Annotated in this window: 29 protein-coding genes; 15 read left to right on the top strand and 14 right to left on the bottom strand. The window is 31.7% G+C overall.

The window, feature by feature from the left end; genetic code table 11:
- Nucleotide 1 precedes the first annotated feature (1 nt).
- On the bottom strand, nucleotides 2–799 hold the full coding sequence (locus AC5YF9_RS04755) for an ATP-binding cassette domain-containing protein (RefSeq protein WP_415278847.1): 798 nt from the start codon (nucleotides 797–799) through the stop codon (nucleotides 2–4).
- An 88-nt stretch (nucleotides 800–887) separates the two neighbouring features.
- A complete protein-coding gene (locus AC5YF9_RS04750) occupies nucleotides 888–1,832 on the bottom strand; it encodes an ABC transporter substrate-binding protein (protein ID WP_415303560.1) in 945 nt (314 codons plus the stop codon).
- Nucleotides 1,833–2,239: 407 nt separating this feature from the next.
- On the opposite strand from AC5YF9_RS04750, the gene AC5YF9_RS04745 reads away from it, so the two are divergent.
- The 6 genes from AC5YF9_RS04745 to AC5YF9_RS04720 all read left to right on the top strand — a co-directional run bounded on the left by AC5YF9_RS04745 (nucleotide 2,240) and on the right by AC5YF9_RS04720 (nucleotide 8,306).
- Nucleotides 2,240–3,280 (top strand): TRAP transporter substrate-binding protein, encoded by a 1,041-nt coding sequence (locus AC5YF9_RS04745; RefSeq protein ID WP_415303559.1) that lies wholly within the window; start codon nucleotides 2,240–2,242, stop codon nucleotides 3,278–3,280.
- Nucleotides 3,281–3,373: 93 nt separating this feature from the next.
- Nucleotides 3,374–4,657: a TRAP transporter large permease gene (locus AC5YF9_RS04740; RefSeq protein ID WP_415303558.1), complete on the top strand. Its 1,284-nt coding sequence runs from the start codon at nucleotides 3,374–3,376 to the stop codon at nucleotides 4,655–4,657.
- A 58-nt stretch (nucleotides 4,658–4,715) separates the two neighbouring features.
- Nucleotides 4,716–5,171, top strand: coding sequence for a TRAP transporter small permease (locus AC5YF9_RS04735; protein ID WP_229704552.1), 456 nt, complete (start codon nucleotides 4,716–4,718; stop codon nucleotides 5,169–5,171).
- Nucleotides 5,172–5,279: 108 nt separating this feature from the next.
- Nucleotides 5,280–6,626, top strand: coding sequence for an omega-aminotransferase AptA (gene aptA, locus AC5YF9_RS04730; protein WP_415278850.1), 1,347 nt, complete (start codon nucleotides 5,280–5,282; stop codon nucleotides 6,624–6,626).
- Between the two features lie 45 nt (nucleotides 6,627–6,671).
- A complete protein-coding gene (gene ald / locus AC5YF9_RS04725) occupies nucleotides 6,672–7,784 on the top strand; it encodes an alanine dehydrogenase (protein WP_415303557.1) in 1,113 nt (370 codons plus the stop codon).
- 12 nt (nucleotides 7,785–7,796) lie between these two features.
- Nucleotides 7,797–8,306, top strand: a complete 510-nt coding sequence (locus AC5YF9_RS04720) for a hypothetical protein (protein WP_415303556.1) — start codon at nucleotides 7,797–7,799, stop codon at nucleotides 8,304–8,306.
- 4 nt (nucleotides 8,307–8,310) lie between these two features.
- On the opposite strand, the gene AC5YF9_RS04715 is transcribed toward AC5YF9_RS04720, so the two are convergent.
- Both AC5YF9_RS04715 and AC5YF9_RS04710 read right to left on the bottom strand, forming a co-directional pair.
- Entirely contained in the window at nucleotides 8,311–8,973 is a 663-nt protein-coding gene (locus tag AC5YF9_RS04715; RefSeq protein ID WP_415303555.1) for a TenA family protein, read from the bottom strand.
- Nucleotides 8,973–10,466, bottom strand: a complete 1,494-nt coding sequence (locus AC5YF9_RS04710; protein ID WP_415303554.1) for a sodium:solute symporter family transporter — start codon at nucleotides 10,464–10,466, stop codon at nucleotides 8,973–8,975. The genes AC5YF9_RS04715 and AC5YF9_RS04710 overlap by 1 nt, the downstream gene beginning before the upstream one ends.
- A gap of 229 nt (nucleotides 10,467–10,695) precedes the next feature.
- On the opposite strand from AC5YF9_RS04710, the gene AC5YF9_RS04705 reads away from it, so the two are divergent.
- Nucleotides 10,696–11,631: an ABC transporter ATP-binding protein gene (locus AC5YF9_RS04705; protein WP_415303553.1), complete on the top strand. Its 936-nt coding sequence runs from the start codon at nucleotides 10,696–10,698 to the stop codon at nucleotides 11,629–11,631.
- Complete coding sequence (locus AC5YF9_RS04700) at nucleotides 11,621–12,388, top strand: ABC transporter permease (protein ID WP_415303552.1); 768 nt, start codon at nucleotides 11,621–11,623, stop codon at nucleotides 12,386–12,388. The genes AC5YF9_RS04705 and AC5YF9_RS04700 overlap by 11 nt, the downstream gene beginning before the upstream one ends.
- Nucleotides 12,389–12,399: 11 nt before the next feature.
- Here the strand turns inward: AC5YF9_RS04700 and AC5YF9_RS04695 are convergent, their stop codons facing one another.
- Genes AC5YF9_RS04695 through AC5YF9_RS04680 form a run of 4 tightly spaced genes read right to left on the bottom strand, consistent with a single transcriptional unit; the run spans nucleotide 12,400 to nucleotide 16,068 of the window.
- Entirely contained in the window at nucleotides 12,400–13,281 is an 882-nt protein-coding gene (locus AC5YF9_RS04695; protein WP_415303551.1) for an isocitrate lyase/PEP mutase family protein, read from the bottom strand.
- Nucleotides 13,278–14,549, bottom strand: a complete 1,272-nt coding sequence (locus AC5YF9_RS04690; protein ID WP_415303550.1) for a TRAP transporter large permease — start codon at nucleotides 14,547–14,549, stop codon at nucleotides 13,278–13,280. Before AC5YF9_RS04690 ends, AC5YF9_RS04695 begins: the two co-directional genes overlap by 4 nt.
- The gene (locus tag AC5YF9_RS04685; RefSeq protein WP_415303549.1) at nucleotides 14,549–15,022 is read right to left on the bottom strand and encodes a TRAP transporter small permease; all 474 of its coding nucleotides are present in this window, start codon (nucleotides 15,020–15,022) and stop codon (nucleotides 14,549–14,551) included. The genes AC5YF9_RS04690 and AC5YF9_RS04685 overlap by 1 nt, the downstream gene beginning before the upstream one ends.
- Before the next feature lie 56 nt (nucleotides 15,023–15,078).
- Nucleotides 15,079–16,068, bottom strand: coding sequence for a TRAP transporter substrate-binding protein (locus AC5YF9_RS04680; RefSeq protein ID WP_415303548.1), 990 nt, complete (start codon nucleotides 16,066–16,068; stop codon nucleotides 15,079–15,081).
- A gap of 164 nt (nucleotides 16,069–16,232) precedes the next feature.
- Between AC5YF9_RS04680 and AC5YF9_RS04675 the strand changes: the two genes are divergently transcribed.
- From AC5YF9_RS04675 to AC5YF9_RS04660, 4 genes are all read left to right on the top strand, one after another.
- The gene (locus AC5YF9_RS04675) at nucleotides 16,233–17,129 is read left to right on the top strand and encodes an EamA family transporter (protein ID WP_415303547.1); all 897 of its coding nucleotides are present in this window, start codon (nucleotides 16,233–16,235) and stop codon (nucleotides 17,127–17,129) included.
- 63 nt (nucleotides 17,130–17,192) lie between these two features.
- Nucleotides 17,193–18,302: an RIP metalloprotease RseP gene (gene rseP / locus AC5YF9_RS04670; RefSeq protein WP_415303546.1), complete on the top strand. Its 1,110-nt coding sequence runs from the start codon at nucleotides 17,193–17,195 to the stop codon at nucleotides 18,300–18,302.
- A gap of 164 nt (nucleotides 18,303–18,466) precedes the next feature.
- Nucleotides 18,467–18,742 (top strand): HU family DNA-binding protein, encoded by a 276-nt coding sequence (locus AC5YF9_RS04665; RefSeq protein ID WP_006997102.1) that lies wholly within the window; start codon nucleotides 18,467–18,469, stop codon nucleotides 18,740–18,742.
- Between the two features lie 145 nt (nucleotides 18,743–18,887).
- Nucleotides 18,888–20,189, top strand: coding sequence for an ammonium transporter family protein (locus AC5YF9_RS04660; protein WP_415303545.1), 1,302 nt, complete (start codon nucleotides 18,888–18,890; stop codon nucleotides 20,187–20,189).
- Nucleotides 20,190–20,235: 46 nt separating this feature from the next.
- Here AC5YF9_RS04660 and bcp read toward each other — a convergent pair whose 3' ends face one another.
- Nucleotides 20,236–20,703 (bottom strand): thioredoxin-dependent thiol peroxidase, encoded by a 468-nt coding sequence (gene bcp, locus AC5YF9_RS04655; protein WP_415303544.1) that lies wholly within the window; start codon nucleotides 20,701–20,703, stop codon nucleotides 20,236–20,238.
- Between the two features lie 60 nt (nucleotides 20,704–20,763).
- On the opposite strand from bcp, the gene AC5YF9_RS04650 reads away from it, so the two are divergent.
- A complete protein-coding gene (locus tag AC5YF9_RS04650) occupies nucleotides 20,764–21,147 on the top strand; it encodes a rhodanese-like domain-containing protein (RefSeq protein WP_415303543.1) in 384 nt (127 codons plus the stop codon).
- 1 nt (nucleotide 21,148) lies between these two features.
- Here the strand turns inward: AC5YF9_RS04650 and AC5YF9_RS04645 are convergent, their stop codons facing one another.
- Entirely contained in the window at nucleotides 21,149–21,727 is a 579-nt protein-coding gene (locus AC5YF9_RS04645; protein WP_415303542.1) for a 2-hydroxychromene-2-carboxylate isomerase, read from the bottom strand.
- Nucleotides 21,720–22,193, bottom strand: a complete 474-nt coding sequence (locus AC5YF9_RS04640) for an ABA4-like family protein (RefSeq protein ID WP_415303541.1) — start codon at nucleotides 22,191–22,193, stop codon at nucleotides 21,720–21,722. Before AC5YF9_RS04640 ends, AC5YF9_RS04645 begins: the two co-directional genes overlap by 8 nt.
- Nucleotides 22,194–22,230: 37 nt before the next feature.
- Between AC5YF9_RS04640 and AC5YF9_RS04635 the strand changes: the two genes are divergently transcribed.
- Nucleotides 22,231–22,785 (top strand): regulatory protein RecX, encoded by a 555-nt coding sequence (locus tag AC5YF9_RS04635; protein ID WP_415303540.1) that lies wholly within the window; start codon nucleotides 22,231–22,233, stop codon nucleotides 22,783–22,785.
- Here AC5YF9_RS04635 and AC5YF9_RS04630 read toward each other — a convergent pair.
- Genes AC5YF9_RS04630 through AC5YF9_RS04620 form a run of 3 tightly spaced genes read right to left on the bottom strand, consistent with a single transcriptional unit; the run spans nucleotide 22,777 to nucleotide 23,857 of the window.
- Nucleotides 22,777–22,920, bottom strand: coding sequence for a hypothetical protein (locus tag AC5YF9_RS04630; RefSeq protein WP_415303539.1), 144 nt, complete (start codon nucleotides 22,918–22,920; stop codon nucleotides 22,777–22,779). The two genes, AC5YF9_RS04635 and AC5YF9_RS04630, sit on opposite strands and share 9 nt — an antisense overlap.
- Nucleotides 22,920–23,690 (bottom strand): 3'(2'),5'-bisphosphate nucleotidase CysQ family protein, encoded by a 771-nt coding sequence (locus AC5YF9_RS04625; protein WP_415303538.1) that lies wholly within the window; start codon nucleotides 23,688–23,690, stop codon nucleotides 22,920–22,922. Before AC5YF9_RS04625 ends, AC5YF9_RS04630 begins: the two co-directional genes overlap by 1 nt.
- Nucleotides 23,687–23,857: a DUF3553 domain-containing protein gene (locus AC5YF9_RS04620; protein ID WP_415303537.1), complete on the bottom strand. Its 171-nt coding sequence runs from the start codon at nucleotides 23,855–23,857 to the stop codon at nucleotides 23,687–23,689. Before AC5YF9_RS04620 ends, AC5YF9_RS04625 begins: the two co-directional genes overlap by 4 nt.
- A gap of 42 nt (nucleotides 23,858–23,899) precedes the next feature.
- Between AC5YF9_RS04620 and mnmA the strand changes: the two genes are divergently transcribed.
- Nucleotides 23,900–25,015 carry a tRNA 2-thiouridine(34) synthase MnmA gene (mnmA, locus tag AC5YF9_RS04615; RefSeq protein WP_415303536.1) on the top strand — a complete coding sequence of 372 codons (1,116 nt, stop codon included), beginning with the start codon at nucleotides 23,900–23,902 and terminating at the stop codon, nucleotides 25,013–25,015.
- Nucleotides 25,016–25,149 lie beyond the last annotated feature (134 nt).

The raw sequence follows: 25,149 nt of genomic DNA, 5'->3' as shown, positions 1-25,149 counted from the left end.
ATTAAATATCTTTACCCATTATTTCTTCTTCCATGTTCCAAATCATGGTTAAAATTTCTTCTCTTTTACTTCCAAAATCTTTAGTTTTTTTAATTTCTCTTAAATCACCATCTATCCCCATTGAAGCAAAGGGTAATTTATACTCCTTATGTATTCGGCCTGGTCTTGGTGCCATTACATATAATCTTTCACCAAGTAACAAAGCTTCCTCAACTGAGTGGGTAATTAAAATAATTGTTTTTCCTGTTTCTTTCCAAATCTTTAAAACTAATGACTGCATTTTTTCTCTTGTTAGTGCATCTAGTGCTCCCAAAGGTTCATCCATTAAAATTAAATCTGGATCATTAATCAAGCATCGTGCAAGAGCAACTCTTTGCTGCATACCACCAGATAATTGATAAGTCGGTGTATCTCCAAAGCCTTGTAAGCCAACTATATTTAACCATTCATCAACTTTTTTTGCTGTTTTAATTGGATCTTCTTTTTTCATTCTTAAGCCAAAGTCAACATTTTCAGCAACTGTTAACCATTCAAATAAAGCACCTTGTTGAAAAACCATTCCTCTTTCAACCCCTGGACCATTAATTTCATTTCCGTTAAGAGTAATTACTCCTGAAGTTGGTCTAAGAAAGCCAGCTGTAATATTTAGTAAAGTTGTTTTTCCACATCCAGAAGGACCAAGAACAGTTAAAAGTTCTCCTTTTTTAAGTGTAAAATTTACATCTTTTAATGCATGAACAGTTTCTCCCTTTGGAGTTTTAAAGATCATGTTTAGATTTTGAGAAATTAAATCACTCATAGAAATAAATTTATATTAAATCTTATTTAAAAAAATAGGCACCAATTTAATAAATTGGCGCCTATCTAATTTTATCTTACTCTCTAAATTATAGAGGTAAAAAGCTTGTATCTACTGCTCCGTTAGGAGTACCCATTCCTTTTAAGAAACCATCAAGATTTCCACCAGATTCCATAGATTTTTTAGTATCTGCAGCATTCAAGAATACAAATCCACCTAAAGTTTCCTTCATATCTCCAACTTTCATTTCAGCATCTTTTGCGATTACATTCATGTCACTTTTACCAGCTGCGTATCTAGCGTTAGCTTCATGAGTTACTTCTATAAAAGTTCTCAACATTCCTGGGTTTTCTTTCATAAATTTATCAGTAACAGATGTAATATCGATACCTTTGATACCTGCATCTCGAGCTGCCTGAACTGTTAACAATCTTGTACCAACAGTTAAAGCTGCTTTAATAGAGTTACCACCAAATAAACAAGCCATTGAAACATCACCAGAAACTAGTGCAGCAGCACCTTCTTCAGGATCCATTTGAATAACAGTCATTTTGCTTTTATCAGCACCAACAACTTTCATACTTTCATCAAAAACATACTCAGCCATAGTTCCTAGAGGAACTGCAACTTTTTTGCCTTCTAACTCAGAACCGTTCGCTGATGTAATACCAGAAGCTTTAGATGTAACACAAGTTGTACCACCCATTCCGTATTCCATAGCAACGTCTACAAGTTTTAATGGAGCTTTTGATTTAACAGCATTGATGAAAGGTACTAAGCCTTGTGAGTAAGAGATATCAATATCTCCAGCTAACATAGCATCAGTCATTGCACCACCATTTGAAAAGCTAGTCCATTCAACTGGAACACCTAGTGCTTTATCAAACATTTTTTTAACTTTGTCTTCTTGATTTGGAGTAGGCCACTCTAAAAAGAATGCAACTCTAACTGATTTAGCAGCTGCATTTGCAACTGATATAGATAAGTTAAGAGCAACTACTGTACCAAGAATAAAACTAATTATTTTTTTCATTATTATTCCCTCTGTTATTAATTTAATTAAATTATTTATATTTAAATTCAATTTGGGCGTGATGTAAAACAAAATATATTGCATATCTGCATTTCTAATAATTAAAAGTTTCAATTATAAGTTGTAAAATATTATCAGGAATAACAATTGGCTCTCCAATTGGCCATTATTTAATGAAGTTTTAAACCCACAAACAAATCATTTATCTATTTGTTTGTTAATAATATCTTTTTCAATTTTATTAATGCAAGGATTTTCTAATCAAAAAATTAATAATAAATATGGAAAATTTTTACAGGCATAATTTCCGTGACATTAAATGGTCTTACAAAAAATTCTAGTAATATAGATTACTTTCACTTAGGATATTAATTCTAAGTTTAATTTAACTAACAGGAGATTTATTAATGTTTAATAAAAAAATTTTTAGGAAACTACTCATAGGGTTTGCAATTGCTTTCTTTGCCCAAGCCTCTTTTGCAGAGGTAACTCTTAAGCTTGGAACTACTGGTAGATTAGGTATGCCAATCGGTGACGCCATAGATAAAGCATTGATGCCGGCCTTGGTAAAAGCCTCTGGTGGCAAGATGAAAATCGAACCATTTTATCAAAAAAGTTTATGTGCTGAACAGAAATGCGGTGAACAAGCCAATCAAGGACTTATATCCCTTTGGACTAGTTCTACGGCAAACTATGGTAATTTCGGATCAGAGTTAGCAATTTTTGATTTGCCTTTCATTTTCAAGTCACTAGATGATGCGAAAAGAATATCAAATGAATGGCTTGCAGAAAGACAGTGCAAACTAGCGCTTGAGAATTCAGGCCACATTTGCCTTTCTGTATATTCAAGCGGTGGATTCAGGCAGCTTGGAAATGCAACTAAACCAGTTCACGTTCCTAATGATATGAAAGGTCTAAAGTGGCGTACTACTAAGAGTCCAATTGAGTTCATGCTAGTTAAAAATTGGGGTGCAACTCCAACACCTTATGATTGGAGCCAGCTATACTCAGGCCTTCAGTCGGGTGTAGTTGAAGGTCAGTATGTAGCTAGTCCTTGGCAACATGTAGCAAAACTTCATGAAGTTGCAAAATACTTCACTGAGATTGGTGGCATGTGGTCAGGAAATATTCTAGCAATGGATGCGAAGCAGTATAATGCTCTATCTTCTCAAGAGAAGAAATGGTTACACGAGGCAGCTGATGCTTATGGAGAAAAAGTAAACCAGTTAGACAACGCTTGGATTAAGAATGGAGAGGATGCAATTAAAGCATCTGTGAAAGAATGGTATGTTCCAACTGATGCGGAAATGACCAAATGGAGATCAGGTGCAATCGGTGCCTGGTTAGATGCCAAGGGTACTTTTGAACCAGAGGTAGCTAAAAGAGTACTTCTAGAACAAGGAATGGATGGATTTGTAGCTCAGTTAGAGAAAGCTGGGGCTCTGTAAATCGTTCAACGAAAAACTGTGTAAAGATCATTTAGCTCAATTTTTAGAACTAGATGATCTTTACCCTAAACAAATCATAACATTTAAGTAACTATGGAAAGTATCATTCTACTCGGAATACTCCTTTTTCTAATCTTATTAGGTGCTCCAATTGGCTTCATATTAATACTGATACCATTTGTTTATATTTTATTTACCGACGCTGTACCCCTTATTTTAATCCCTAGTCAAATGTTTAATGCTATTGATTCAGTTCCATTAACTGCAATTGCGTTCTTTATGCTGACAGGTGAGTTAATGACAAGTGCAACGATTACTGACCGGTTAGTAGCCTTGAGCAAGTCATTAATTGGACGAGTACGAGGGGGGTTGGCCCAAGTTAATGTTCTTGTGAGTATGTTTTTTGCAGGGATGAATGGTTCCGTCGTAGCAGATACAGCTACAGTGGGAGCATTGGTGTTACCAGCTATGAAAAAAGCTGGCTATCCTCCTGCGTTTTCGGCTGCGGTTACAGGCGTAAGCTCCACCATAGGAGGCATAATTCCACCTAGTATCATGATGATTGTACTTGCTAACTCGACTGAGCTTTCGATTGCATCACTATTTGCGGCTGGGATTATTCCAGGCGTGTTGATAGGCGTTGTGATCATGATAATCAATTATTACTTCGCAATCAAATATAACTTCGAGCGAAGTGATGAACCATTTTCGATACGTCGAGCCGGTAAAGAATTATATCGATCCTCGTTCGCTCTTTTGATACCTGTGGTTTTAGTGGGCTCAGTAATGGGTGGTGTTGCATCGGTTGTTGAGGCCGGAGCTATCACAGCAATGGTTGCTTTATTTACAGGTGTATTCGTTTATCGAACTATTAAATGGAAAGATTGCACCGGTGCGTTTCGTCGGGCATTCCGTAATTCGGCAATGGTTTTTATTATCATAGCTGCGTCGGGACCCTTTAGTTGGTTGCTTACCTCTCTAGGTGCAATCGGTGAACTTGAAAACTGGCTTCTAAGTCTTACGGGATCCCCCATTATTTTTATTTTAGCCGTGATTCTATTCATTTTTCTTCTTGGAACGGTAATGGACTCCGCGGTAAACATTATCATAGTTGGCCCAGTACTAGTTAATGTTATGGCTCAAGCTGGCTTTCCTGAGATACAAGCGGCTATCGTTGTAATAGTTGGCTTCTTAATAGGATCAGTCACACCACCTGTTGGCGTCGCGTTCTTTACCGCTGCAACAATAGCGCAAGTGCGTCTAGAAAAGGTGGCTGTTGCGTTGATTCCTTATCTGGTTGGATTGTTTTTACTTTTATTTTTTATCCTCGTTATTCCAGAGTTGACCATGTTTCTTCCAAACCTATTGAGTAATTAGTGATATGTTACAATTTTTAAACAACATTGACCGTTTTATCCATCGTACATTGGAAGCTATGTGCTCACTCCTTTTGGCTGCGATGGTTGGTTTCACTCTTTATAACGTAATCATGCGATATGTTTTTAACAATCCTCCTGTTTGGGGTGATCTGCTAACAGTATTAAGTAATATTTGGCTGATGTTTATAGCACTTTCTCTGACAGCAAGAGATAATGAACACATAGCTTTAAATTTAATTTATGAAAAATTACCAAATAGACTGTCTCTATATATACGCCAGTTCTGGAAACTTATGATTATGGCAATTGGTATAGTCCTGATAATTTATGGATTTGAACTTGTAGAGGGTATGCGTGGAAAGTATTGGGAAATGTGGTATTTTGAAATTAGTTTCCAAGGTATTGAGTTCAAAGAGAATTATATGCCAAAGAAATATGCAGTTGCAATCTTGCCGTTAGCTGGATTTTTAACGACCATTGGTGCTGCTATTAGTTTTGTGAAAAAGGTCTAGTTCTTTAAAATGTGTCTGCCAAACATGTGCTCTGCATAGTAAAATCAATTTGTTATATTGAACTATTTAGTCTATGAATCGAAATATAACTAAATTAAGGTAAAACTTATGAGCTCAGAAAACAGAACTTCAGTACCAAATTCATTAAATGAACATTGGATGCCTTTTACATCTAATAAAGATTTTAAAGCAAACCCAAGATTAATCACAGAAGCTAAAGGGGTTTACTTAAAAACTCACCATGGGAAAACACAAATAGATGCTAGCTCAGGTTTATTTTGTAATCCACTGGGTCATGGAAGAAGAGAAATTACAGAAGCTGTTACAAAACAATTAGAAACTTTAGACTACGCACAACCATTTCAACAAGGTTTTGGTGGTTCATTTGAACTAGCTACAAAAATTTCAAAACATACACCAGGTGATTTAAACAAAATGTTTTTTACAATTTGTGGATCTACGGCTGTAGAGACTGCAATTAAAATTGCTGTTGCATATCACAGAGCAAAAGGTCACGCAGAAAGATTTAGATTTGTTGGACGTGAGCGTGGTTATCATGGAATGAACATTGGCTGTATTTCAGTTGGTGGAATGGTGAACAACATTAAAACGTTTGCAAGTGTTTTAATGCCAGGTGTCCAACATATTAGACACACACATTTGCCAGAACATAAATTTGTAAGTGGTCAACCTGAGACAGGAGATTATTTAGCAAATGATTTAGAAACTATTTGTCAAAACTTTGGTGGTGAAAACATTGCTGCTTGTATTGTTGAACCCATTGCTGGATCAACTGGAACATTGGTTCCACCAAAAGGATATTTACAAAAGTTAAGAGAGATCTGTGACAAACATGGAATACTTTTAATTTTTGATGAAGTAATTACAGGTTGGGGCAGAACAGGTTCTAAATTTGGTGCAGATGAATTTGGAGTAACTCCAGATATTATGACAATGGCTAAAGCTACAACAAATGGTGTTGTTCCTATGGGTGTTGTTGCATGTAATGATTATATATATGATGCAGTAATGGATGCTTCACCAACTGGTGCAGTTGAATTATTTCATGGTTATACTTATTCAGGAATTCCAGTTGCAGTAGCAGCTGCTCTTGCAGTGCAAGAAATTTTTGAAAAAGATGATATTTTCAATAGAGCAAAAAATTTAGCTCCTTATTTCCAAAAAGGATTGTTCTCTCTTCAAGATCTAGAGTCTGTAGATAATATTAGAGGATATGGAATGATGGGTGGAATAGACATGAAGCTAAACACCAAACCAGGTAAAGCTGGATTTGAATGTTTTAAAGCATGTTATGAGGCTGGTGTTAACTTTAAAGCTACAGGAGATTGTTTAATTATAGCTCCTCAATTCATATGTGAAGAAAAACACATTGATGAAATTATTGAAAAGTTAAGAACTGGTATTACTAATTACCAAAAAAATCAAAAAAACTAAAAAGCTTTATTTAATTAAAATATTTGCAAAAAAGGAAAGCAAGTTATGAAAATAGGCGTACCTAAAGAAATCAAGCCACAAGAACATCGTATTGGATTAACACCTGAAAGTGTTAAGACTTTAATATCAGAAGGTCATGAGGTTTTAGTTGAAAACAATGGTGGATTTGAGGCTGGTTTTGAAAACGAACAATACACAAGTGTTGGTGCTAAAATCATAGATAAAGCTGGAGATATCTTTAATGATGCGGATATTATCGTTAAAGTAAAAGAGCCTCAATCAGGTGAAGTTAAGATGATTAGAGAAAATCAGATTGTCTATACTTATTTACACTTAGCAGCAGCTAAAGAATTAACTGAGGGACTAATTAAGTCTAAAGGCGTTTGTATAGCTTATGAAACGGTGACAGATGATAATGGAAGATTACCATTACTTGCACCGATGAGTGCAGTTGCAGGACGAATGTCTGTTCAAGCGGGCGCACATTGTTTAGAAAAAAATCAAAACGGTAGAGGTCTTTTATTAGGTGGTGCTCCTGGAGTTGAAGGAGGAACGGTTGTAATTTTAGGGGGTGGTGTAGTTGGAGAAAACGCTGCAGTGATTGCAACTGGTATGAGAGCCAAAGTTCATATCGTTGACAAATCAGAAGCAAGACTAAAACAATTAGTTGAAATGTTTGGTGATAAAATTATTCCAGAGCAAAGTGATAAAATTGATTTAAATAAATTGGTTGCAGAAGCGGATCTTTTAATTGGAGGTGTTTTAATTCCAGGTGCAGAAGCTCCAAAATTAATTACCAAGCCAATGTTAAAATTAATGAAAAGAGGATCTGTAATTGTTGATGTTGCAATCGACCAAGGAGGTTGTGTTGAGACGAGTAAACCAACAACTCATGGTGATCCAACTTATATTATTGATGATGTTATTCACTACTGTGTAGCAAATATGCCAGGTGGAGTTCCAAGAACTTCAACAATAGCATTGAACAATGCAACACTTCCACATCTAGTTAAAATTGCAAACGATGGTTATGCTAAATCATTAAGTGAAGATAAACATCTTCTTGCAGGATTAAATGTTTGTAAAGGTCAAGTAACTTATAAAGCAGTTGCTGATGTTTTTGGACATGATTACGTTAATCCTTTAAGTACCCTGTAATATTTTAGATTAATGTTATCGGATAAAATTAAAGATTATTTAAACGAATACATTAGTCAAGAAGTTTACGTTCAAGTTGCTGTTGCAAAAGGTAAAAATAAAATCTCAACAAACGCTGCAATCAGCATGTACTTTGAAAGCAATCACTTTAAAGGTTTAACTGAAGGTAAACCCTACAACACTTTTTTAGATGATCTTAAAGATAAGTGTTTAGTAAAATTAGCAAATTCTCCAATGAAAGATAGTAAAATAGATGATGAGATTATTATTGAACTTCAAAGAAAGCTTAATACTTTAAAAATTGAAGAATTAAATGATACTTACTGGGAAGTTGAGACAGGTGAATATTTAAGTGGAGAAGATATTAAAGAAATTGAATTTGAGAGAGATACTTTAATTAAGTTTTTAACCTCCAAAGATGAAGCGCATGATACGGTAAGTACTCTTTGCAAAAATTATGAAAAACTTTGTAAGGAAAAATACCCAGAAGCTCCATTACCTCTAGAAATTTTAAGCAACTAAAAATTTAAACAAAACTTTCCCAAAAGTTTCTTTCAAGGATAGTCGATTTTTTAAAATTTCTTTTAAGTATATTTAATTTTTTACCCTTACTATTTTTCAAAAGAATATCTAAATAATCAATATTGTCTTTAGCTATTTGTTGGTATTCTTTTGAAGAATACATTTTAATCCAAGAATTATATTTACTTTTTTTCCAATTTTTAATTTTAGAAAGATTAAACCCAATCTCACCATAGCCAATGATGCATACTGATAGGCATGAAAAAATATCAAGATTATCTCCATTTTTACCCACACTGAGTACATGATCAGTATAAGAACTATTAGCTTTCTCGACTACGATGTTGTTAAGAGATTTAAGCGGTATCTTCCATTTTTTACAATAATTGACGTGGAGTTTGATTTCATGATCAATGCCCTTTATAAAATTTACTGATCTATTAATTTCCTCAAAGCTATTAGACTTATAAACACTAAGAGCTAAAATTTTAAGAAATTGCTGTAAGAAAACATAATCTTGAACTAAATAATTTTTAAAATTCTTATCTGGTAGTTTATTGTTTACTAAATCAGATAAGAATTTATGGTTAGTATATTCAGACCATTCCTTCTTACAGCTATCCTTTAATTTATAAAAAAAGGTTTTTTTATTATTATAAATATTCACTATTCCTTAATTGAAGTTTTAATCTTAGAAAAGTTAAAGTTGCTATTTTTTTTAAAGATCATCACTGTAATCATGGGTGCAAATGTTGCTAAGATAAATGACCAAAACAATAATGCTGTAGATATCCAAATAGGAAATGCTTCAGCTGGAAATAATCCACCAATTAAAATACTTTTATCAAAAGTTTGGTTGGGAAATAAAAGCAATCCAGATATCAATCCAATTATAACTGAAATTAAAGAAAGTTTTTCATCAACATCGCCCTTGAACATCCCATAAAAAATAGGAAATACTGCAGCACAACATAATAAATCAGCAAATAAAAACATAAATAAGACGCTGTAACCCTTAGATGCTATCAAAAAAACAATTACTGATAAACCGCAGATTAAGTATTTAGAAAGTGTGAGATAACTATTCTTATTTTTTAAACTAATAAACTTATTTCCTTCAATAGTAATAGTGCTTGAAAGTGCATTAATAAGTGTATCCATACTGCTAATTACCAAAGCTAAAACTAAAATTAATATTGAAATAGTTAACAAAGAATTAATTCCAGTAAATGGCTCTAATAAAAGAGTAAAGAATAAAGTACTAGGGTCTGCTGCTTTATCAACTGATACTGCAAGAATTCCAAAGAAACCTAAAACAAGCATGAACGGAATCACAATAAAGAAGGCAGACATAAATCCTTTTCTTAAATCATCTGAACTTTTTGCTGCAAATACTCTTTGCCAAACACCTTGATCAAATAAGTTGGTTGCAAAAACAGCAATAAAAAAAGTTAAACCAGCAGTATAACCATAAAAATATTTACCACTCATTAATGTTCCAGCTTTTTCATTAACCAAATCTATTGAAAAAGTATTATTTCCAGAATTAAAAATATGGTTGATTGCAAATATTAATAAAATCATAATTATAATAAATTGAATTTTATCTGTAAAAATTGAAGCTCTAAGCCCTCCGTAAAGAGTGTAAGATAGTGTGGCAATAATTATTACAAGAGATGTTTGCCAAAGAGGGAACCCTGACATTAAGTTAACAACTTTTGCAATCGCTGTAACTTCAGCTGCAAAATAAACAAACATATACATTATTGTTAATAATAAAACCAAACGAAACATAGCTTTACCAAATCTAATTAGAACAAATTGAGTAAGAGTATTACCATTAGGCATAATTTTTCTCATACGTTGACCAATTGTAATAAAGGCTAAAAAGGGTAGAGCTTGACCTAAGCCATAACCAATTATAGCACCTAAACCACCCCAAGTAGCAGCTTCAGATGGACCAATTAAAATCCACACACCAAAACATGATGCAACTAAAGATGCAGTTAAAGATCTTTTACCAATTGATCTGTCTGCATTTAAATAAGAGTTAATTGAAAGTTTACCTCTTGAATAAACTATTCCAATAGCAGCAAAAGCTAATGAAGTTAAAAGCAAAGTAATAATAGTAGTTGATTGGTCTAGATATATTGTGTTCATTTTTTCCCTTCGTTGTGATTATACAACAGGTTCTTTGGGTATATTCTCAGCTTTTTACAGCACCCCAGAAACTGATATTCTTAAAAAAAAGAATATAAAAATTAAATAAAGAAATAATTAAATTAAGTCAAATTTTAACGCCAAGATATGAACATTAAGTAATGAATAATGCATTAAACTATTAGGTTTATTGAATTAACTTCATTAATAACTATATAAACATTAATTAATGTCTGAAATCCAAATTTCCATCAATAACCTATCTAAGGTTTATGATAATGGTTTTAAAGCCCTTAACGATGTTAGTCTTAAAGTAAAACAAGGTGAAATCCTTGCAATGCTTGGACCAAATGGTGCGGGGAAAACAAGTTTAATTAGTATTATTTGTGGAATTGTTAAGCCTTCTTCAGGCACAGTTACAATTGATAATTTTGATATTATAAAAGATTATAGAGAGACGAGATCAAGAATAGGGCTTGTTCCCCAAGAATTAAACTTAGAATCCTTTGAAACAGTTTTTGATACAGTGTCTTATTCTAGGGGATTATATGGAAAGCCACCCAAACCAGAACACATTGAGAAAATTCTAAAAGATTTAAGTCTGTGGGATAAAAAAGATCAAAGACTTAGACAATTGTCAGGTGGAATGAAGAGAAGAGTTTTAATTGCAAAAGCTTTGTCTCATGAACCTAAAATACTATTCCTTGATGAACCAACAGCAGGTGTAGATGTTGAACTTAGAAGAGATATGTGGACAGTTGTTGAAGACTTAAGAAAAACAGGGGTCACAATTATCTTAACTACCCATTATATTGAAGAAGCAGAAGCTATTGCTGACCGTGTAGCTGTAATTAATCAAGGAGAAATTATTATTGTTGAAGATAAAAAAGAATTAATTAAAAAAATGGGTCATAAAAAACTTACCATTGAATTGCAGAAAAAAATTAAAGAAATTCCTGAAGATTTACTTAAATATAGTCTTAAAATAGGTGAAGAGCAGATGTCTTTAATTTATACTTATAATGTTCAAGCTGAAAAAACTGGTATTACAGATTTATTGCAAAGTGTAAAAGATACTGGCTTAAAGTTAAAAGATTTAAAAACAGAACAAAGTACTTTGGAAAAGATATTTGTTGATTTAGTAAAGGAGAATAATGAAATTTAATTATTACGGGTTTAGAGCTATTTATGTTCATGAGATGAATAGATTTATAAGAACTGTAGGTCAGTCTATTCTTTCACCAGTAATATCCACCTCATTATATTTTGTAGTGTTCGGTTCAGTTATTGGAAGTTATATTGAAAAAATTGATGGTGTTAGTTATGGATCGTTCATTGTACCTGGTTTATTAATGTTAACTCTGTTAACTCAATCAATAAGTAACACTTCATTTGGAATATTTTTTCCAAAATTTAATGGAACTATTAACGAGATTTTAGCAGCACCTATATCAACGCTTGAAACGGTTCTAGCTTTTGTTGGAGCAGGAGCTACTAAAACATTAATTGTTGGTGCTGTAATTTATGTAACTGCTTCTTTTTTTGCGGATGTGACAGTTAAATATCCATTGTTAATGATATTTTTATTAGTTTTAGTTTCTTTTACTTTTGCTTTATTTGGATTTTTAATTGGAGTTGTTAGTAAAAACTTTGAGCAGATGTCGATCATTCCATCATTAGTCATCACTCCCATGGTATTCTTAGGTGGAAGTTTGTATTCACTTGATATGCTGCCACCATTTTGGCAAACAATTTCTTATTTTAATCCTGTGGTTTATTTAATTGATGGCTTAAGATTTTCTTTCTATGGTGTATCTGATTTTAATATTTGGGTAAGTATAAGCTCAATGGTATTTTTTTTAATTGTTTGTGTAATCTTGGTCACAATACTAGTTAAAAAAGGCTATAATATTAAAAGTTAGATCTAGATAGATTATTTATATTTATCTTCGATCTCATAGTATTCATTAAAACCAACAATATCTCTTAGGTCTGAGAATTTTGAAACATTGGTATTGTAGGTTTTGTTCTTCATATTTTTTAAAGATTCTTGCATAGTCTTAACGGAAGCACTCATCAAAGTTAAAGGGAACACGGCAATCTTGAATCCGATATCCTCTAGCTCATTCATTTCAAGTAAGGGTGTTTCCCCATCTTCAATTAAATTGATCATATGATGGCCTGGCACTTCTTTGATCACTCTTTTCATGTCTTCCTTAGATTTGATCGCTTCTACAAAAAGAATATCTGCACCAAGTTCTGAAAATTTTTGCATACGTTTAATAGCATCATCCAATCCTCTGGTCGCTATAGCATCTGTTCTTGCCATAACTAAAATATCTTTATTATTCATTTTGCTAGCGTCTACTGCAGCTTTAATTCTAGAATTTGCCTCATCTACTTCAACAACATCTTTTCCTTTAGTGTGGCCACATTTTTTTGGCCATTTTTGATCTTCAATCATTATTGCTGCAGCACCCGCATCTGCAAATCCTCTGACTGTTCTGTAAACATTTACGGCATTTCCATAACCAGTATCTCCATCAAAAATAATAGGTATCGAAGTGACGTTACAAATATTTCTTACCTGCTCAGCCATTTCTGAAAAAGAAATCAATCCTGTGTCTGGCATCCCAAGCTTAGTTGAAGAAACTGCGAACCCAGACATAAAACCTGCGTTCAGTTCTTCTCTTTCAATTAATTTTGCAGATAAAGCATCGTAACAACCAGGCATAACAATAATATCTTTTTGGTCTAATAAATTTTTAAGCTTATCTGCTTTTGGCTTTGAATCTTGTGATGAAAATAATGTCATAGTTTGAAAGGTATATATAATGCAATTTGTGGAAATAAATAAACTAAAAAAACTGCAAATAACATGATGATAACAAACGGAATAACTCCTTTTGCAATTTCTGACATTTTTGCATCACAAATTGCCTGTAATACATAAATATTAAGGCCAACAGGTGGGGTAATTAAAGCACATTCAATCATTAATGTAAAAATAATACCAAACCAAATTAAATCTATATTCATTGCTGCAATTGAAATTGCGAAAATAGGCATCATAATTAAAATTAAAGATAATGTTTCCATTATAAATCCAAGAATTAACAAGGTAATACAAACCACCAATATAAACATTCCTTGGTCGCTAATATTAGTTACAATTATTGCTGATAGATCCTGAGGAATTCGATAAAGAGAAATTGCCTTACCAAAAATTTTAGCTCCAGCTATAATAATAAATATTGTAACTGTTGTCTTCATCGTCTCCAGACCCGCTTGAATAAATCCCTTAAAGCTTAATCTTTTTTTAACAACTACATATATAAATGAAATTAAAAAACCTATACCACCTGCTTCTGTTGGGGTATAAATACCAGCATAAATTCCTCCAAGCATTATGAAAGCCATTAAAAGTATTGGAAGTCCTTTTTTAGTATATTCTATTTTTTCTTGATGCGTTGTTTTTACATTGGTAACTTCCTTATTGAAGAAAATTACATACAAAACTGAAAATACTATAAAGAGCAATGCCAGTAATATTCCTGGACCAATTCCTGCTAAAAACATACTTAATACAGATTCTTCAACTACAAAAGCATAAACAATCATAGGTATTGATGGAGGAATTAAAATTCCCAATGTTCCTCCGGCAGCTAAAATACCTAGACAAAAATTTTTATGATATCCTCTTTTAATCATTGCAGGATAAGCAACAGTTGAAATGGTTGCGGCAGTAGCTACAGAAGATCCTGAAATAGCTGCAAAAATACTGCAAGATAGAATGGTAGCAATTGCCAAACCTCCAGGAAAATTTCCTACCCAAGCTTGTGCAAAGCCAAATAGATCATCTCCAACTCCAGCTTTTAATAGAATGTTTGACATCATTAAAAACATAGGAACCGCAAGAAGTATAAAATTATCACCTACACTATAAAATGTTTGAGGAACCATCAGTGGTGAGATATCTCCCAGTAGCATCAATATTAAACCTATAGATCCCAGCCCGAAAGCAATAGGAACGCTTAAAAATAGCATTAAAAATAGTGAAAAAATAATTAAAGCAATAGTCATTATTTTATAAGTAACCCTAACTTTCTAACAATTTCTATTGAAACTCTGATGACTAATAAAAAAAAACAGAGTGGGATTGCGAGCTCGGTTAAAAAAGATGGAACATCTAAAATTGTCGAACTTGTTCTACCTACTTTTAAAGAATCGTAGGCAATCAGCCATCCATAATAAACAACAAATGAACTAAAGAATAAAATAAAAAGCATTGATATGAAATCTAGTATTTTTTTTCCAGACTGTCCAAGTCGATCATAAATAACCGTGATTCTAATAAAATCATTTTTATGAAAAGAATACGTAAGAGCTAAATATGTAGCCCAAATTTGCAAGAATCTAGATATTTCATTTACCCATATGGTTGGAGCATTAAAAATATAACGAGATATGACTTCGAATGAAACTATAAAACCTATTAGGATAAACAAACCTGAGGATAAAATTCCTGAATATTTTATAAGTTTATCTAAATTCATTTTAAAAAAAAAGCCCCACATTATTAGTAATAACGTAGGGCTTGATTAATTTTATATTAAAGTTTGTTAGCTGCGTTAACTAACTTATCTCCAACTCCACCTTTTCCACCAGTTCTTTCAATGTAGTCAGTGATCACTGAAGAAGAAGCTTTTTTTAACACTTTAAGTTCAGCACCAGATAATTCTACTATCTTCATTCCATTATCTTTTGCTTCCTTATAAGCTCTGGCTTCTATTCCAGACATATCATCTCTAACTGCTTTTTCTGCAACTTTTGATGCCTCGGTTATTGCTTTTCTTTGTTCATTAGTTAGTGAGCTTAACCATTTTTGATTAGCTACAAGTACAAATTCAATATCACCATGATTAGTTACCGTTAAGGTATCCATCACTTGATAAAGTTTTCTAGATTTAACTCCAGACACACCTGTCATTCCAGCATCTACAGTTCCTCTTTGGTAAGCTAAATATTGTTCAGATCCTGAAATTAAAGCAGGCTTAGCACCAAGAGAGCTAACAAATGCTCCTAAAGTTTTTCCAAATACTCTGATTTTTTTATTTTTAAAAGCAGCTGGAGTGTTCATCGGAGTTCCATTAGATAGCATCACAGCTGAACCGTAAGCTTGATAGTATAAAGGCACAGCTCCTGATTTTGAAATCGCAGGGTCTAATACTTGTCTAATTTTAGATCCAGATTTAGTTGCTTTTCTAATTTTCTCTTCTGAATCAAATAAGAATGGCAAATAAAAAATATCTACTTCAGGGTTTGTACCAGCAAACCTTGTAAGTGATGCTACACCCGCTTCGATTGCCCCTGAGCCTACTGCTTGTGGAACTTCTTTATCTTTATAAAGTTGTGCAGAATCATAGATTTCCACTATGATATCTGATCGTTTCTCCAATTCTTTTTTAAATACCAAAAGGTTTTGACCTAAGTGGGCTTTTAAAGGAAGTTGAAGGGTAATTCTCATTTTAGTCTCTGCAAAAACTGCTGATGCAAACAAAACTAAAATAGAAGTTAATACTAACTGCTTAATTGTTTTCATTATTTCCCCTTTAAATTATTTTCCTAAGTAGATCTTACTTTTAAAAAAAATACAAGTTGGATTATTTATTCATTTCACAATTTTTTATATCCGTGCTCTCAAATAAAGATTATATTTTAATAAATTTAAAGTCTTAAGTAATAATAATCAAATAGATAAAATAGATGAACTGGATATTAGCCACAATATTTGCTGCTTTTTTTCAAAATTTAAGATCAAGTCTACAAAAAAATCTCAACAAAAACATATCCTTAGTTGCATCTACTTATGTAAGATTTGCTTTTTGTTTACCGTTTGCTTTCATATTATATTTTTCTTATTTTCAAAATTTTGAGATGGTGCGTTTTACGATTCAACAAGATAATTTTTTATTTTATATTTTTTTAGCAGCTATCTCTCAGATTTTTTTTACATTTCTGCTTTTGTATTCTTTCCAATTTTCTAATTTTATGGTTGGAACAACTTTAAGCAAAACAGAAGTAGTTCAAATTGCAATCTTAGAAGTTATTATTTTACATGATAGATTTAATTTTTTGACTATTTTAGGTATAGTTATTTCTACAATTGGTGTGTTTATATTTTCTACCAAAGATCGTAATGTTATTTTTAAAAATCTATTATCAAAATCTACTTTAGTAGGGTTGGCCTGTGGCTTTTTATTAGCTTTAAGTGTGGTAGCTTTCAGAGCGGCAGCACTAAGTTTAATAGACTTAAAGTCTAATTTTGAAATGGCTTTAAGCACTTTGTTTTTTGGGGTTTCGATTCAAACTTTTATTTTGACAATTTATATTTTTTTATTTGAAAAAGAACAGTTTAAAAAAATATACCAAAACAAAAAACAATGTATAGCAACAGGCTTTTGTGGATTCATAGCAACCCTATCTTGGTTTTATGTATTTACTTTAATGCAAGCAGCAATTGTGAGAGCAGTTGGACAAATTGAATTACTGTTTAGCTACATATCTTCAAGATATTATTTTAAAGAAAAGATTAGATTAATTGAAATAATTGGAATTATAGTATTTGCGATTGGTGTCATTTTGATATTGATCGCAAAATAAAAAATGGTCCATATCTAAATTATCATTGAGTATTAAGAAATATTCAATTAAAATAATCAAATTATGCTTTCATATATATTACCCTTTATAGCTTTAATTGTTGTTGTGGTATTTATCCATGAATATGGTCACTACTACTTTGCAAAACGTTATGGTGTAGGTGTCACCGATTTTTCAATAGGATTTGGTAAAGAGATGTTTGGCTGGAATGATAAATCAGGCACACGTTGGAAGGTTTGTGTAATACCACTTGGTGGTTATGTTAAATTTTTTGGTGATAGAAACGTTTATAGCCAAGCTGATAATGAAAAAATCATAAAAGAATATAGTAAAAAAGATCAAGATAAACTGTTTGTACTAAAGCCTTTATACCAAAGAGCTTTAATTGTATTTGGTGGCCCTTTGGCTAATTTTTTATTAGCAATTCTAATATTTTTCTCAGTTTATACCTTTGCTGGAAAAGATTTTACTCCAGCAGTTATTAATAAAGTTCAAAAAGATAGTCCCGCTATGGCAGCTGGTCTCAAGGATAACGATATTATCGTCTCAATTGATGGCAATAAAGTTAAGAGCATCATGGAAGTTTCAAAGTTTATCATGATGTCTACTGATGAATTTATTAATTTTACAGTAAATAGATACGATCAAGACTTGATTTTTAAAGTAAAACCTAACCTTGTTGATAGTGAAGATAACCTTGGTAATAAAATAACCAAACGTATGGTTGGAATCAAACTTGGCGCTTACAATAACGAGGTAAATCACGTTAAACTTGGTCCAGCAAAAGCTCTATTTTATGCGGTTAATGAAGTTTATTATGTGAGTGTATCCTCTCTTAAATATATAGGAAGTATGATCACTGGTTCTGGTGATAGCTCACAATTAGGTGGCCCAATTAGAATAGCAAAAATTAGCGGACAGGTTGCGGAATTTGGTATTTTACCCTTTATTAGCTTAATGGCTTATATTTCTATTAGTTTGGGGTTAATAAACCTGTTCCCAATCCCAATGCTTGATGGGGGACATTTAATGTTTTATGGTATTGAAAAAATATTAGGACGCCCTTTAAGCCAAAAAGTACAAGAAGGTTTTTTTCGAATCGGAATGTTTTTATTGCTATCATTGATGTTTTTTACGACGTTTAATGACATAAAGGATCTTGGTTTATTTTAATTATTCAATATTTTGAAACATTAAATAACCCTTTAAAATCAACATTTATTTAATAATTTACTATATATTGGGGTTTCTATTTTAAGAGACACTAATAAAAAGCTTGATTTATGGGCTTTTATGTAAAATAAAGAGAAATAATCAATAAAACCGGAGCTAAAAAAATGAACAAAAAACAATTAATAGCACAACTTTCAGGTTCTTTAAATCTAAGTAAAGCTGATGCAGAGCGTACTTTCGATACAATTACAAACACTATTCTGGATGCTTTAAAAGGTGATGATACTGTGAAAATTGCTGGATTTGGTACTTACAAAGTAGCAAAAAGAAAAGCTAGAGTTGGAAGAAATCCAAGAACTGGAGAGCAAATTCAAATCGGTGCTTCTCAAAAAGTTAAGTTCTTACCAGCTAAAGCACTTAAAGAAATATTCAATAAGTAATTACGTTTCAAATTTTTTAACAGCCTTTTACAGAAATGTATTAAGGCTGTTACTATATGCAAATACTGCATAACTCTTTTTCCTCATAAACAATAGTCATAAGCTTAAGCCTCATTATAAGTAGATTCTAAAAAGGGAGGTCTTAATGACTAAATTAATAAAAATAATATCAACGTTTTCGCTGGGTCTAGTTTTTCTTTTAGGTCTAACAAGTGTTGGAAGTGCGGAGACAACAGTTTCTGCTGAAGTTCAATACATTTTTAATACATTTTCATTTTTAGTTTGTGGATTTCTAGTCATGTGGATGGCAGCAGGTTTTTGTATGCTTGAATCAGGATTAGTGACTACTAAGAGTGTATCAACGATTGTTGCAAAAAACATTGGAAAATTTTCAATTGTTGCAATAATTTTTTATTTAGGAGGGTATAATCTTGCATATGGAATACCCGAAGGTGGCTTAATTGGTTCATTTACTCCATGGACACTAACAGATTCGCTTGAACAAGGTTATTCAGGAAGTGCAGATTGGTTCTTTCAAATGTTATTTGTTGCTGCAACTTGTTCAATTGTTTCTGGTGCTGTAGCCGAAAGAATAAAAATTTGGCCTTTCTTTATCTTTTCTGCAATCTTAGGTGGATTAATTTATCCAATTACTATGGGTTGGCAATGGGGTGGTGGCTGGTTAGCTTCACTTGGATTCTCTGACTTTGCTGGATCAACTTTAGTTCACGCTTGTGGTGGTGCCGCAGCATTAGCAGGTGTAATTTTATTAGGTGCTAGAAAAGGAAGATTTAGTCCAAAAGGAACTGTAAAAACTATGGAACCATTTGCAGCTTCTTCAATACCATTAACTGCACTTGGAACCTTTATTTTATGGATGGGATGGTATGGATTTAATGGTGGTTCACAATTAGCTTTAGGCACATTTGAGGATGCAAATGCAATGTCTAAAATATTTATGAATACTCATTTAGCTGGAGCAGCTGGCTGTGTTACAGCGGCATTAGTTACAAGATTAATTGGTGGAAAAACTGATGTAATAATGATGTTGAATGGTGCACTTGCTGGTTTAGTTTCTATTACAGCAGAGCCTTTGGCTCCTAGTCCTTTACTTGCTATTGGAATTGGTACTGTTGGGTCTTTGGTTATGTATTTTGGAACTAACTGGTTAAACTCAATGAGACTAGATGATGTTGTTGGTGCCATACCAGTTCATTTATTTGCAGGTATTTGGGGAACTTTAGCCGTAACATTAAGTAATAGTGAAACTGCTCTAACAACTCAAATAATTGGAGTATTATCTGTAACAGTATTTACTTTTATTTTTTCCTATATTGCTTTCTTTGCTCTTAAACAATTTATTGGTTTAAGGATAAGTGATGAAGCTGAAAGATTAGGTACAGATGTTGCTGAAATCGGCGTTAGAGCTTATGCAATCAGAGACTAATAATATAATTAATTAGAAGAAATAGGCCCCTTAATTGGGGCCTTTTTTATTCTTGAATATTTTTTAAGGTATCTAAAACTTCTTTAACATGATCTTTAACTTTAACATTGCTCCAAATTTTAACAATTTTACCCTTAGGATCTATTAAAAAAGTACTTCTAACAATGCCCATAAATTCTCTACCCATAAATTTTTTCTTAGCCCATACTTTATAACTTTTTACAATTTTAATCTCATCATCAGCCAAAAGATCAAATTTAATCTTATATTTTTCTTTAAATTTGTTATGACTTTTTATGGCGTCTTTTGATATTCCATAAACTTCACAATTAAGTTTTTTAAATTTAGTTAATAATCTGTTAAAATCATTTGTTTCAATAGTGCATCCTGGAGTGTCATCTTTAGGATAGAAATATAGAACTATGTATTTACCAATGGAATTTTTTAAAGAATAAGTGTTATTACTGGTTGAGTTAAGAGTAAATTTGGGTGCAATAGAATTTTCTTTAAGCATTAGTTACTTTATTTTTATGGTGATTTTTTTTTATAATTGTTTATTCTTATTTATATTATTATGACTATTAAATCATCACAAACTCTTGTCTCTGAAGCTTTAAATGAAGTTAAAACTATTACTGCAGATGAAGCATTGAAACTATCTATTGAAGGTAAATGCAGTTTAATTGATATTAGGGAAAAAGGTGAATTAGAAAAAATGGGAAGAGTTGAAAACTCTAATCATATACCACGAGGCATGCTAGAGTTTTGGTTGGATCCTGAAGGCCCTTATTTCAAAAGTGGTAAATTAGATATGAATAAAGATATGGTTTTATTTTGTGCGGGTGGTTTAAGATCTGCTCTTGCAGCTAAAGCATTAAAAGAAATGGGTTTTGAAAAAGTTTCACACATTGATGGTGGTTTTGCTGCCATAAGTCAAAGTGATTTTAAAATAGTTTAAACTATCTGTTTAATTCATCTAAAGCGAATTCCAATCTATCTTGACCCCAAAAAATTTTATTATTAACAATAAATGTTGGTGCTCCAAAAATCTCTTTATCATAAGCATCTTTAGTCACATCTTTTAGTGTATCTTTAATTTTTTGATCTTTAATATCTTGATAGAATTTATCTTTTTTAATTTCACATTCTTCTAGAATACCAATTAAAATTTGTTCATTAGAAATATCCAAGTTATTTTTCCAGTATGCATTAAACATACTATCTATGTACAAACCTTTAATATCAGAATCGACACAAAAGTAACCACGCATAATATATAAAGAGTTTAAGGGAAATTTTGTATTCCAGGTAAAATCAAATTTATTTTTTTTGGCAATTAGATTGCAGTCATTCATCATATGTTTTAATTTAGGTTTAATAAAAGCAGGTGCCACCACTCCTTGCAAGTTATGAAGACCACCCAGTAAAATAGGCTTGTAATTTATTTTAATATTTTTTGGTAAGGATTGAATCTTTTTGTGAGCTAAATATGTGTATGGACTTATAAAGTCAAAATAGAAATCTACTTCTTTAGTCATATAAACTAATTCTCTTAGCGTAAAAAACTCTTACCACCCAATAAAGGGTTAGACCAATAGGCCCAATAAAATATGTTACTAACAGTGGGAAAGACATTAAAATTTTATTTATACCAAATTTTTGAGAGTCTTTAACAATCCACCCACCGCAAAATAAATTCATTGCCAAAAAATGTGTCCAAAATAAAATTATGAAAGCTTTGTATGTAAATAGATTACTAACAGCATCCAAACCAAGATACAGTTCAAAATTTCCAATAAAATCATAACCTTCATTAAAAAATAAATGAAGTAAATACCCATAAGCTAGACTTAAAATAAAAATTGGAAAAATGGATGTTATAAAAACTCTACATATTTGTGATTGAGGAAATATTATTAACACCAGCCAAAAAGGTAAAACACCGAGGTTTAACCATAAAAAAATCATCTCTACAGTAAAATATGTATAAATTTGCTCGATCATTTTTTATTATATTATATTACAAGATAGCATGATTCCTATGAGAAATAGAAAAAAAACACTAGAGGTTACAATGGAAGAGATGCGAAACTTTTCTTTTGCTTATATTGAAAAATATGCTCCTTCTAAACAGCAATTAAGAACCTATTTATTGAAGAAATATCTTAAAGCAAATGTACCCAATGTTAAAAAACAAGATGTTACTGATCTAATTGATATTGTTTTAGTAGATCTTGAGAAAAGTAAATTTATTAGTGATAAATTTTATTCTGAAAGTAAGTCGCGTAGTTTAATTCAAAAGGGTAGCTCCATAAACAAGATTAGATACTATCTAATGGGAAAAGGAATTAACGATGCTTACATTAAAGAAACACTAGAAAAGATTAAAGAAGATAATTCTGATCAAGATTTCTTCTCAGGAATTAAAGTATGTAAGAAAAAAAGAATAGGACCTGCAAGAGCTGAAGATAATAGACCCTTGTTTTACAAAAAAGATATCTCACTTCTTGCAAGAAATGGGTTTGATTTTGAAACCTCAAAAAGAATAATGGATATTGATCAGGCTGAATATTTTAAGATTATTAAACTACTTTAATTTTTTTTCTTCTTCTTCTTTTGCTAAATGAGTAACTATGTTTTTTATGTAGTTTTTAACAAATACAAAAACTAAAAAGCCAAATATTGAAACTGAAACTATTATAATTAAGATTACTCTAAGACGCTCATCCATTAGATTATATTTTTATTTTTTAAGATTAAACTTGGGTTTTTAAATCCAGGCTTACCATATAGAATTTCGTCACCATTAAAATCTGTTATTTTTCCACCAGCATGCTCTAATATAGCATGCCCAGCCGCTATATCCCACTCACAGGCTCTTGGTTCTGCCGCATACATATCAAACTCACCAGCAGCAATCACACAAAATTTTAATGAACTTTTCATTTTTTGATGAGAGGTAATTTTATATTTTTTATGGATTTCTAAAATTTCTGGTTTTAGTTCGCTTGAATAACTCACAGCAATTAATTCTTCATAATCTTTTTTTTTATTTATTAAAGATATCTCATGACTATCAATAAGCTCATAACTATTAGACACACCATAAGAGTAAAAAATTCTTTCTTTTGCTGGAGCTGTAATAATTCCTATTGCGGGTTTTTTACCTAATATTAAAGCAGCATTTAATGTGAATTCGTCTCGATTATTTATATAATCTCGCGTCCCATCTATCGGGTCAATTAACCAAAAATTTCTTAAATTAATTGCATTTTTGTGATTAGCACTTTCCTCTGAAACAATTGGTATATTTGGAGTTATTTCTTGGATCTTGCTGGTTAAAATTTTATTAACTTCAATATCACCATTACTCACTGGAGTGTTATCTGATTTAATTTCCTTTATTAATCCAACTTTTCTTAAATCTAAAGCTACCTGACTTGCTTTCTTAAAAGTATCAATTAAGGAAAGTGTTATATTTTTAGTTTCTTGAATATTCATTTGTAAACTTTTTCTAATCTAATTATTTCTACGTTAATTACTTTTTTTCCAACATTCTCAAAATTTACAGTCACTTTATCATTAATTATTGATTGAACTTGTCCAATACCCCAATCTTTATTGTCAGGATTAGTGACTTTGTCACCTGGCTCATAATCTAAAATCATTTAATTTACTTATACCAAATATACTAATAAATATCATTAAATATGATAAAATTGAATTCAATTGGAATAGCCAAAGAACCAAAAGATACATTGATTGTTGTTGCTATGTCCGGTGGAGTAGATTCCTCAACAGTTGCAGCCATGATGAAGAATGAAGGTTACAACGTTATAGGTATAACTTTAAAACTCTATAACGACAATAAAGAAACAGCTTCTTCTAAGCAGTGTTGTGCAGGTCAAGACATTATGGATGCAAAAAGAGTAGCTGATAAATTAAAGATAGAACATAAAATTCTTTATTACCAAGATAAATTTAAAGAAGGTGTGATTGATAATTTTATTGATAGCTATTTAAATGGTGAGACACCTATACCCTGTGTTCAGTGTAATAAAACAGTTAAATTCACAGATCTATTTGAAGAAGCAAAGAAATTAAATGCAGACGCTTTAGTTACGGGTCATTATGTTAAAAGTATTACAAAAGAAAACAATACTGATATGTATCGGGGAATAGATTTAAATAGAGATCAAAGTTATTTCTTATTTAACACTACAAAAGATCAATTAAACTTTTTAAGATTTCCGTTAGGCAATCTTCTTAAAGATGAAACAAGAAATATTGCAAGAGAACTTGATCTTAATGTTGCTGATAAACCTGATAGCCAAGACATATGCTTTGTACCGAATGGTGATTATGCATCTGTTATAGAAAAGTTTAGACCAAACTCTTTTAGCAAAGGAAATATAAAGAACATGGAAGGTGAGGTAATAGGCGTTCATGATGGAATTATTAATTATACGATCGGTCAACGAAAAGGAATTAGAGTTTCAGATAAAAACCCACTTTATGTAGTAAAAATTATTGCAGATAAAAATGAAATTATAGTTGGTGCTAAAGAGCATTTAGTTAAAACTAAAATAAATCTAAAGGATTTAAATATTATAACCAATGACCAAAATGATTTTGAAAAAGAGCTCTTTGTAAAAGTAAGATCTACTGGAAGATTAATTAAGGCTAAAATAGATATTACCAATACTTCAGCAAATGTAGATTTGTTAGAAGAAGAACATGGAATAGCACCAGGACAAGCATGTGTTTTTTACTCAAAAAACAGTAATGGTTATAAAGTTCTTGGTGGTGGATGGATAAAAAACTAATATTTACTAGTATTAAATTGGACTAGAAGATCAAATTGATAAGTTACTTGTTCTTAGCTTTTCTTTTAGCTCTTCTTTTTTTAGAGCCTTGTTTTCTTCGACCTCTATGTTTTTTTGGGTAACCCATACTATCC

The sequence above is a fragment of the Candidatus Pelagibacter sp. uisw_098 genome, assembly GCF_059512505.1.
Note: the sequence above shows the minus strand (reverse complement) of the source record. Positions and strands in the feature narration are given on the sequence as shown.

What these genes read in the sequence shown, in the direction of transcription:
- AC5YF9_RS04620 (WP_415303537.1), bottom strand. Translation starts at nt 23,857, where the DNA reads ATGATTTTAGATTATGAGCCAGGTGACAAAGTCACTAATCCTGACAAT.
- AC5YF9_RS04750 (WP_415303560.1), bottom strand. Translation starts at nt 1,832, where the DNA reads ATGAAAAAAATAATTAGTTTTATTCTTGGTACAGTAGTTGCTCTTAAC.
- AC5YF9_RS04745 (WP_415303559.1), top strand. Translation starts at nt 2,240, where the DNA reads ATGTTTAATAAAAAAATTTTTAGGAAACTACTCATAGGGTTTGCAATT.
- AC5YF9_RS04735 (WP_229704552.1), top strand. Translation starts at nt 4,716, where the DNA reads ATGTGCTCACTCCTTTTGGCTGCGATGGTTGGTTTCACTCTTTATAAC.
- AC5YF9_RS04695 (WP_415303551.1), bottom strand. Translation starts at nt 13,281, where the DNA reads ATGACATTATTTTCATCACAAGATTCAAAGCCAAAAGCAGATAAGCTT.
- AC5YF9_RS04650 (WP_415303543.1), top strand. Translation starts at nt 20,764, where the DNA reads ATGACTATTAAATCATCACAAACTCTTGTCTCTGAAGCTTTAAATGAA.
- bcp (WP_415303544.1), bottom strand. Translation starts at nt 20,703, where the DNA reads ATGCTTAAAGAAAATTCTATTGCACCCAAATTTACTCTTAACTCAACC.
- AC5YF9_RS04680 (WP_415303548.1), bottom strand. Translation starts at nt 16,068, where the DNA reads ATGAAAACAATTAAGCAGTTAGTATTAACTTCTATTTTAGTTTTGTTT.
- AC5YF9_RS04705 (WP_415303553.1), top strand. Translation starts at nt 10,696, where the DNA reads ATGTCTGAAATCCAAATTTCCATCAATAACCTATCTAAGGTTTATGAT.
- mnmA (WP_415303536.1), top strand. Translation starts at nt 23,900, where the DNA reads ATGATAAAATTGAATTCAATTGGAATAGCCAAAGAACCAAAAGATACA.
- AC5YF9_RS04640 (WP_415303541.1), bottom strand. Translation starts at nt 22,193, where the DNA reads ATGATCGAGCAAATTTATACATATTTTACTGTAGAGATGATTTTTTTA.
- AC5YF9_RS04685 (WP_415303549.1), bottom strand. Translation starts at nt 15,022, where the DNA reads ATGAATTTAGATAAACTTATAAAATATTCAGGAATTTTATCCTCAGGT.
- AC5YF9_RS04645 (WP_415303542.1), bottom strand. Translation starts at nt 21,727, where the DNA reads ATGACTAAAGAAGTAGATTTCTATTTTGACTTTATAAGTCCATACACA.
- AC5YF9_RS04700 (WP_415303552.1), top strand. Translation starts at nt 11,621, where the DNA reads ATGAAATTTAATTATTACGGGTTTAGAGCTATTTATGTTCATGAGATG.
- AC5YF9_RS04675 (WP_415303547.1), top strand. Translation starts at nt 16,233, where the DNA reads ATGAACTGGATATTAGCCACAATATTTGCTGCTTTTTTTCAAAATTTA.
- rseP (WP_415303546.1), top strand. Translation starts at nt 17,193, where the DNA reads ATGCTTTCATATATATTACCCTTTATAGCTTTAATTGTTGTTGTGGTA.
- AC5YF9_RS04720 (WP_415303556.1), top strand. Translation starts at nt 7,797, where the DNA reads ATGTTATCGGATAAAATTAAAGATTATTTAAACGAATACATTAGTCAA.
- AC5YF9_RS04630 (WP_415303539.1), bottom strand. Translation starts at nt 22,920, where the DNA reads ATGGATGAGCGTCTTAGAGTAATCTTAATTATAATAGTTTCAGTTTCA.
- AC5YF9_RS04635 (WP_415303540.1), top strand. Translation starts at nt 22,231, where the DNA reads ATGAGAAATAGAAAAAAAACACTAGAGGTTACAATGGAAGAGATGCGA.
- AC5YF9_RS04625 (WP_415303538.1), bottom strand. Translation starts at nt 23,690, where the DNA reads ATGAATATTCAAGAAACTAAAAATATAACACTTTCCTTAATTGATACT.
- AC5YF9_RS04740 (WP_415303558.1), top strand. Translation starts at nt 3,374, where the DNA reads ATGGAAAGTATCATTCTACTCGGAATACTCCTTTTTCTAATCTTATTA.
- AC5YF9_RS04660 (WP_415303545.1), top strand. Translation starts at nt 18,888, where the DNA reads ATGACTAAATTAATAAAAATAATATCAACGTTTTCGCTGGGTCTAGTT.
- AC5YF9_RS04690 (WP_415303550.1), bottom strand. Translation starts at nt 14,549, where the DNA reads ATGACTATTGCTTTAATTATTTTTTCACTATTTTTAATGCTATTTTTA.
- ald (WP_415303557.1), top strand. Translation starts at nt 6,672, where the DNA reads ATGAAAATAGGCGTACCTAAAGAAATCAAGCCACAAGAACATCGTATT.
- AC5YF9_RS04665 (WP_006997102.1), top strand. Translation starts at nt 18,467, where the DNA reads ATGAACAAAAAACAATTAATAGCACAACTTTCAGGTTCTTTAAATCTA.
- AC5YF9_RS04755 (WP_415278847.1), bottom strand. Translation starts at nt 799, where the DNA reads ATGAGTGATTTAATTTCTCAAAATCTAAACATGATCTTTAAAACTCCA.
- AC5YF9_RS04710 (WP_415303554.1), bottom strand. Translation starts at nt 10,466, where the DNA reads ATGAACACAATATATCTAGACCAATCAACTACTATTATTACTTTGCTT.
- aptA (WP_415278850.1), top strand. Translation starts at nt 5,280, where the DNA reads ATGAGCTCAGAAAACAGAACTTCAGTACCAAATTCATTAAATGAACAT.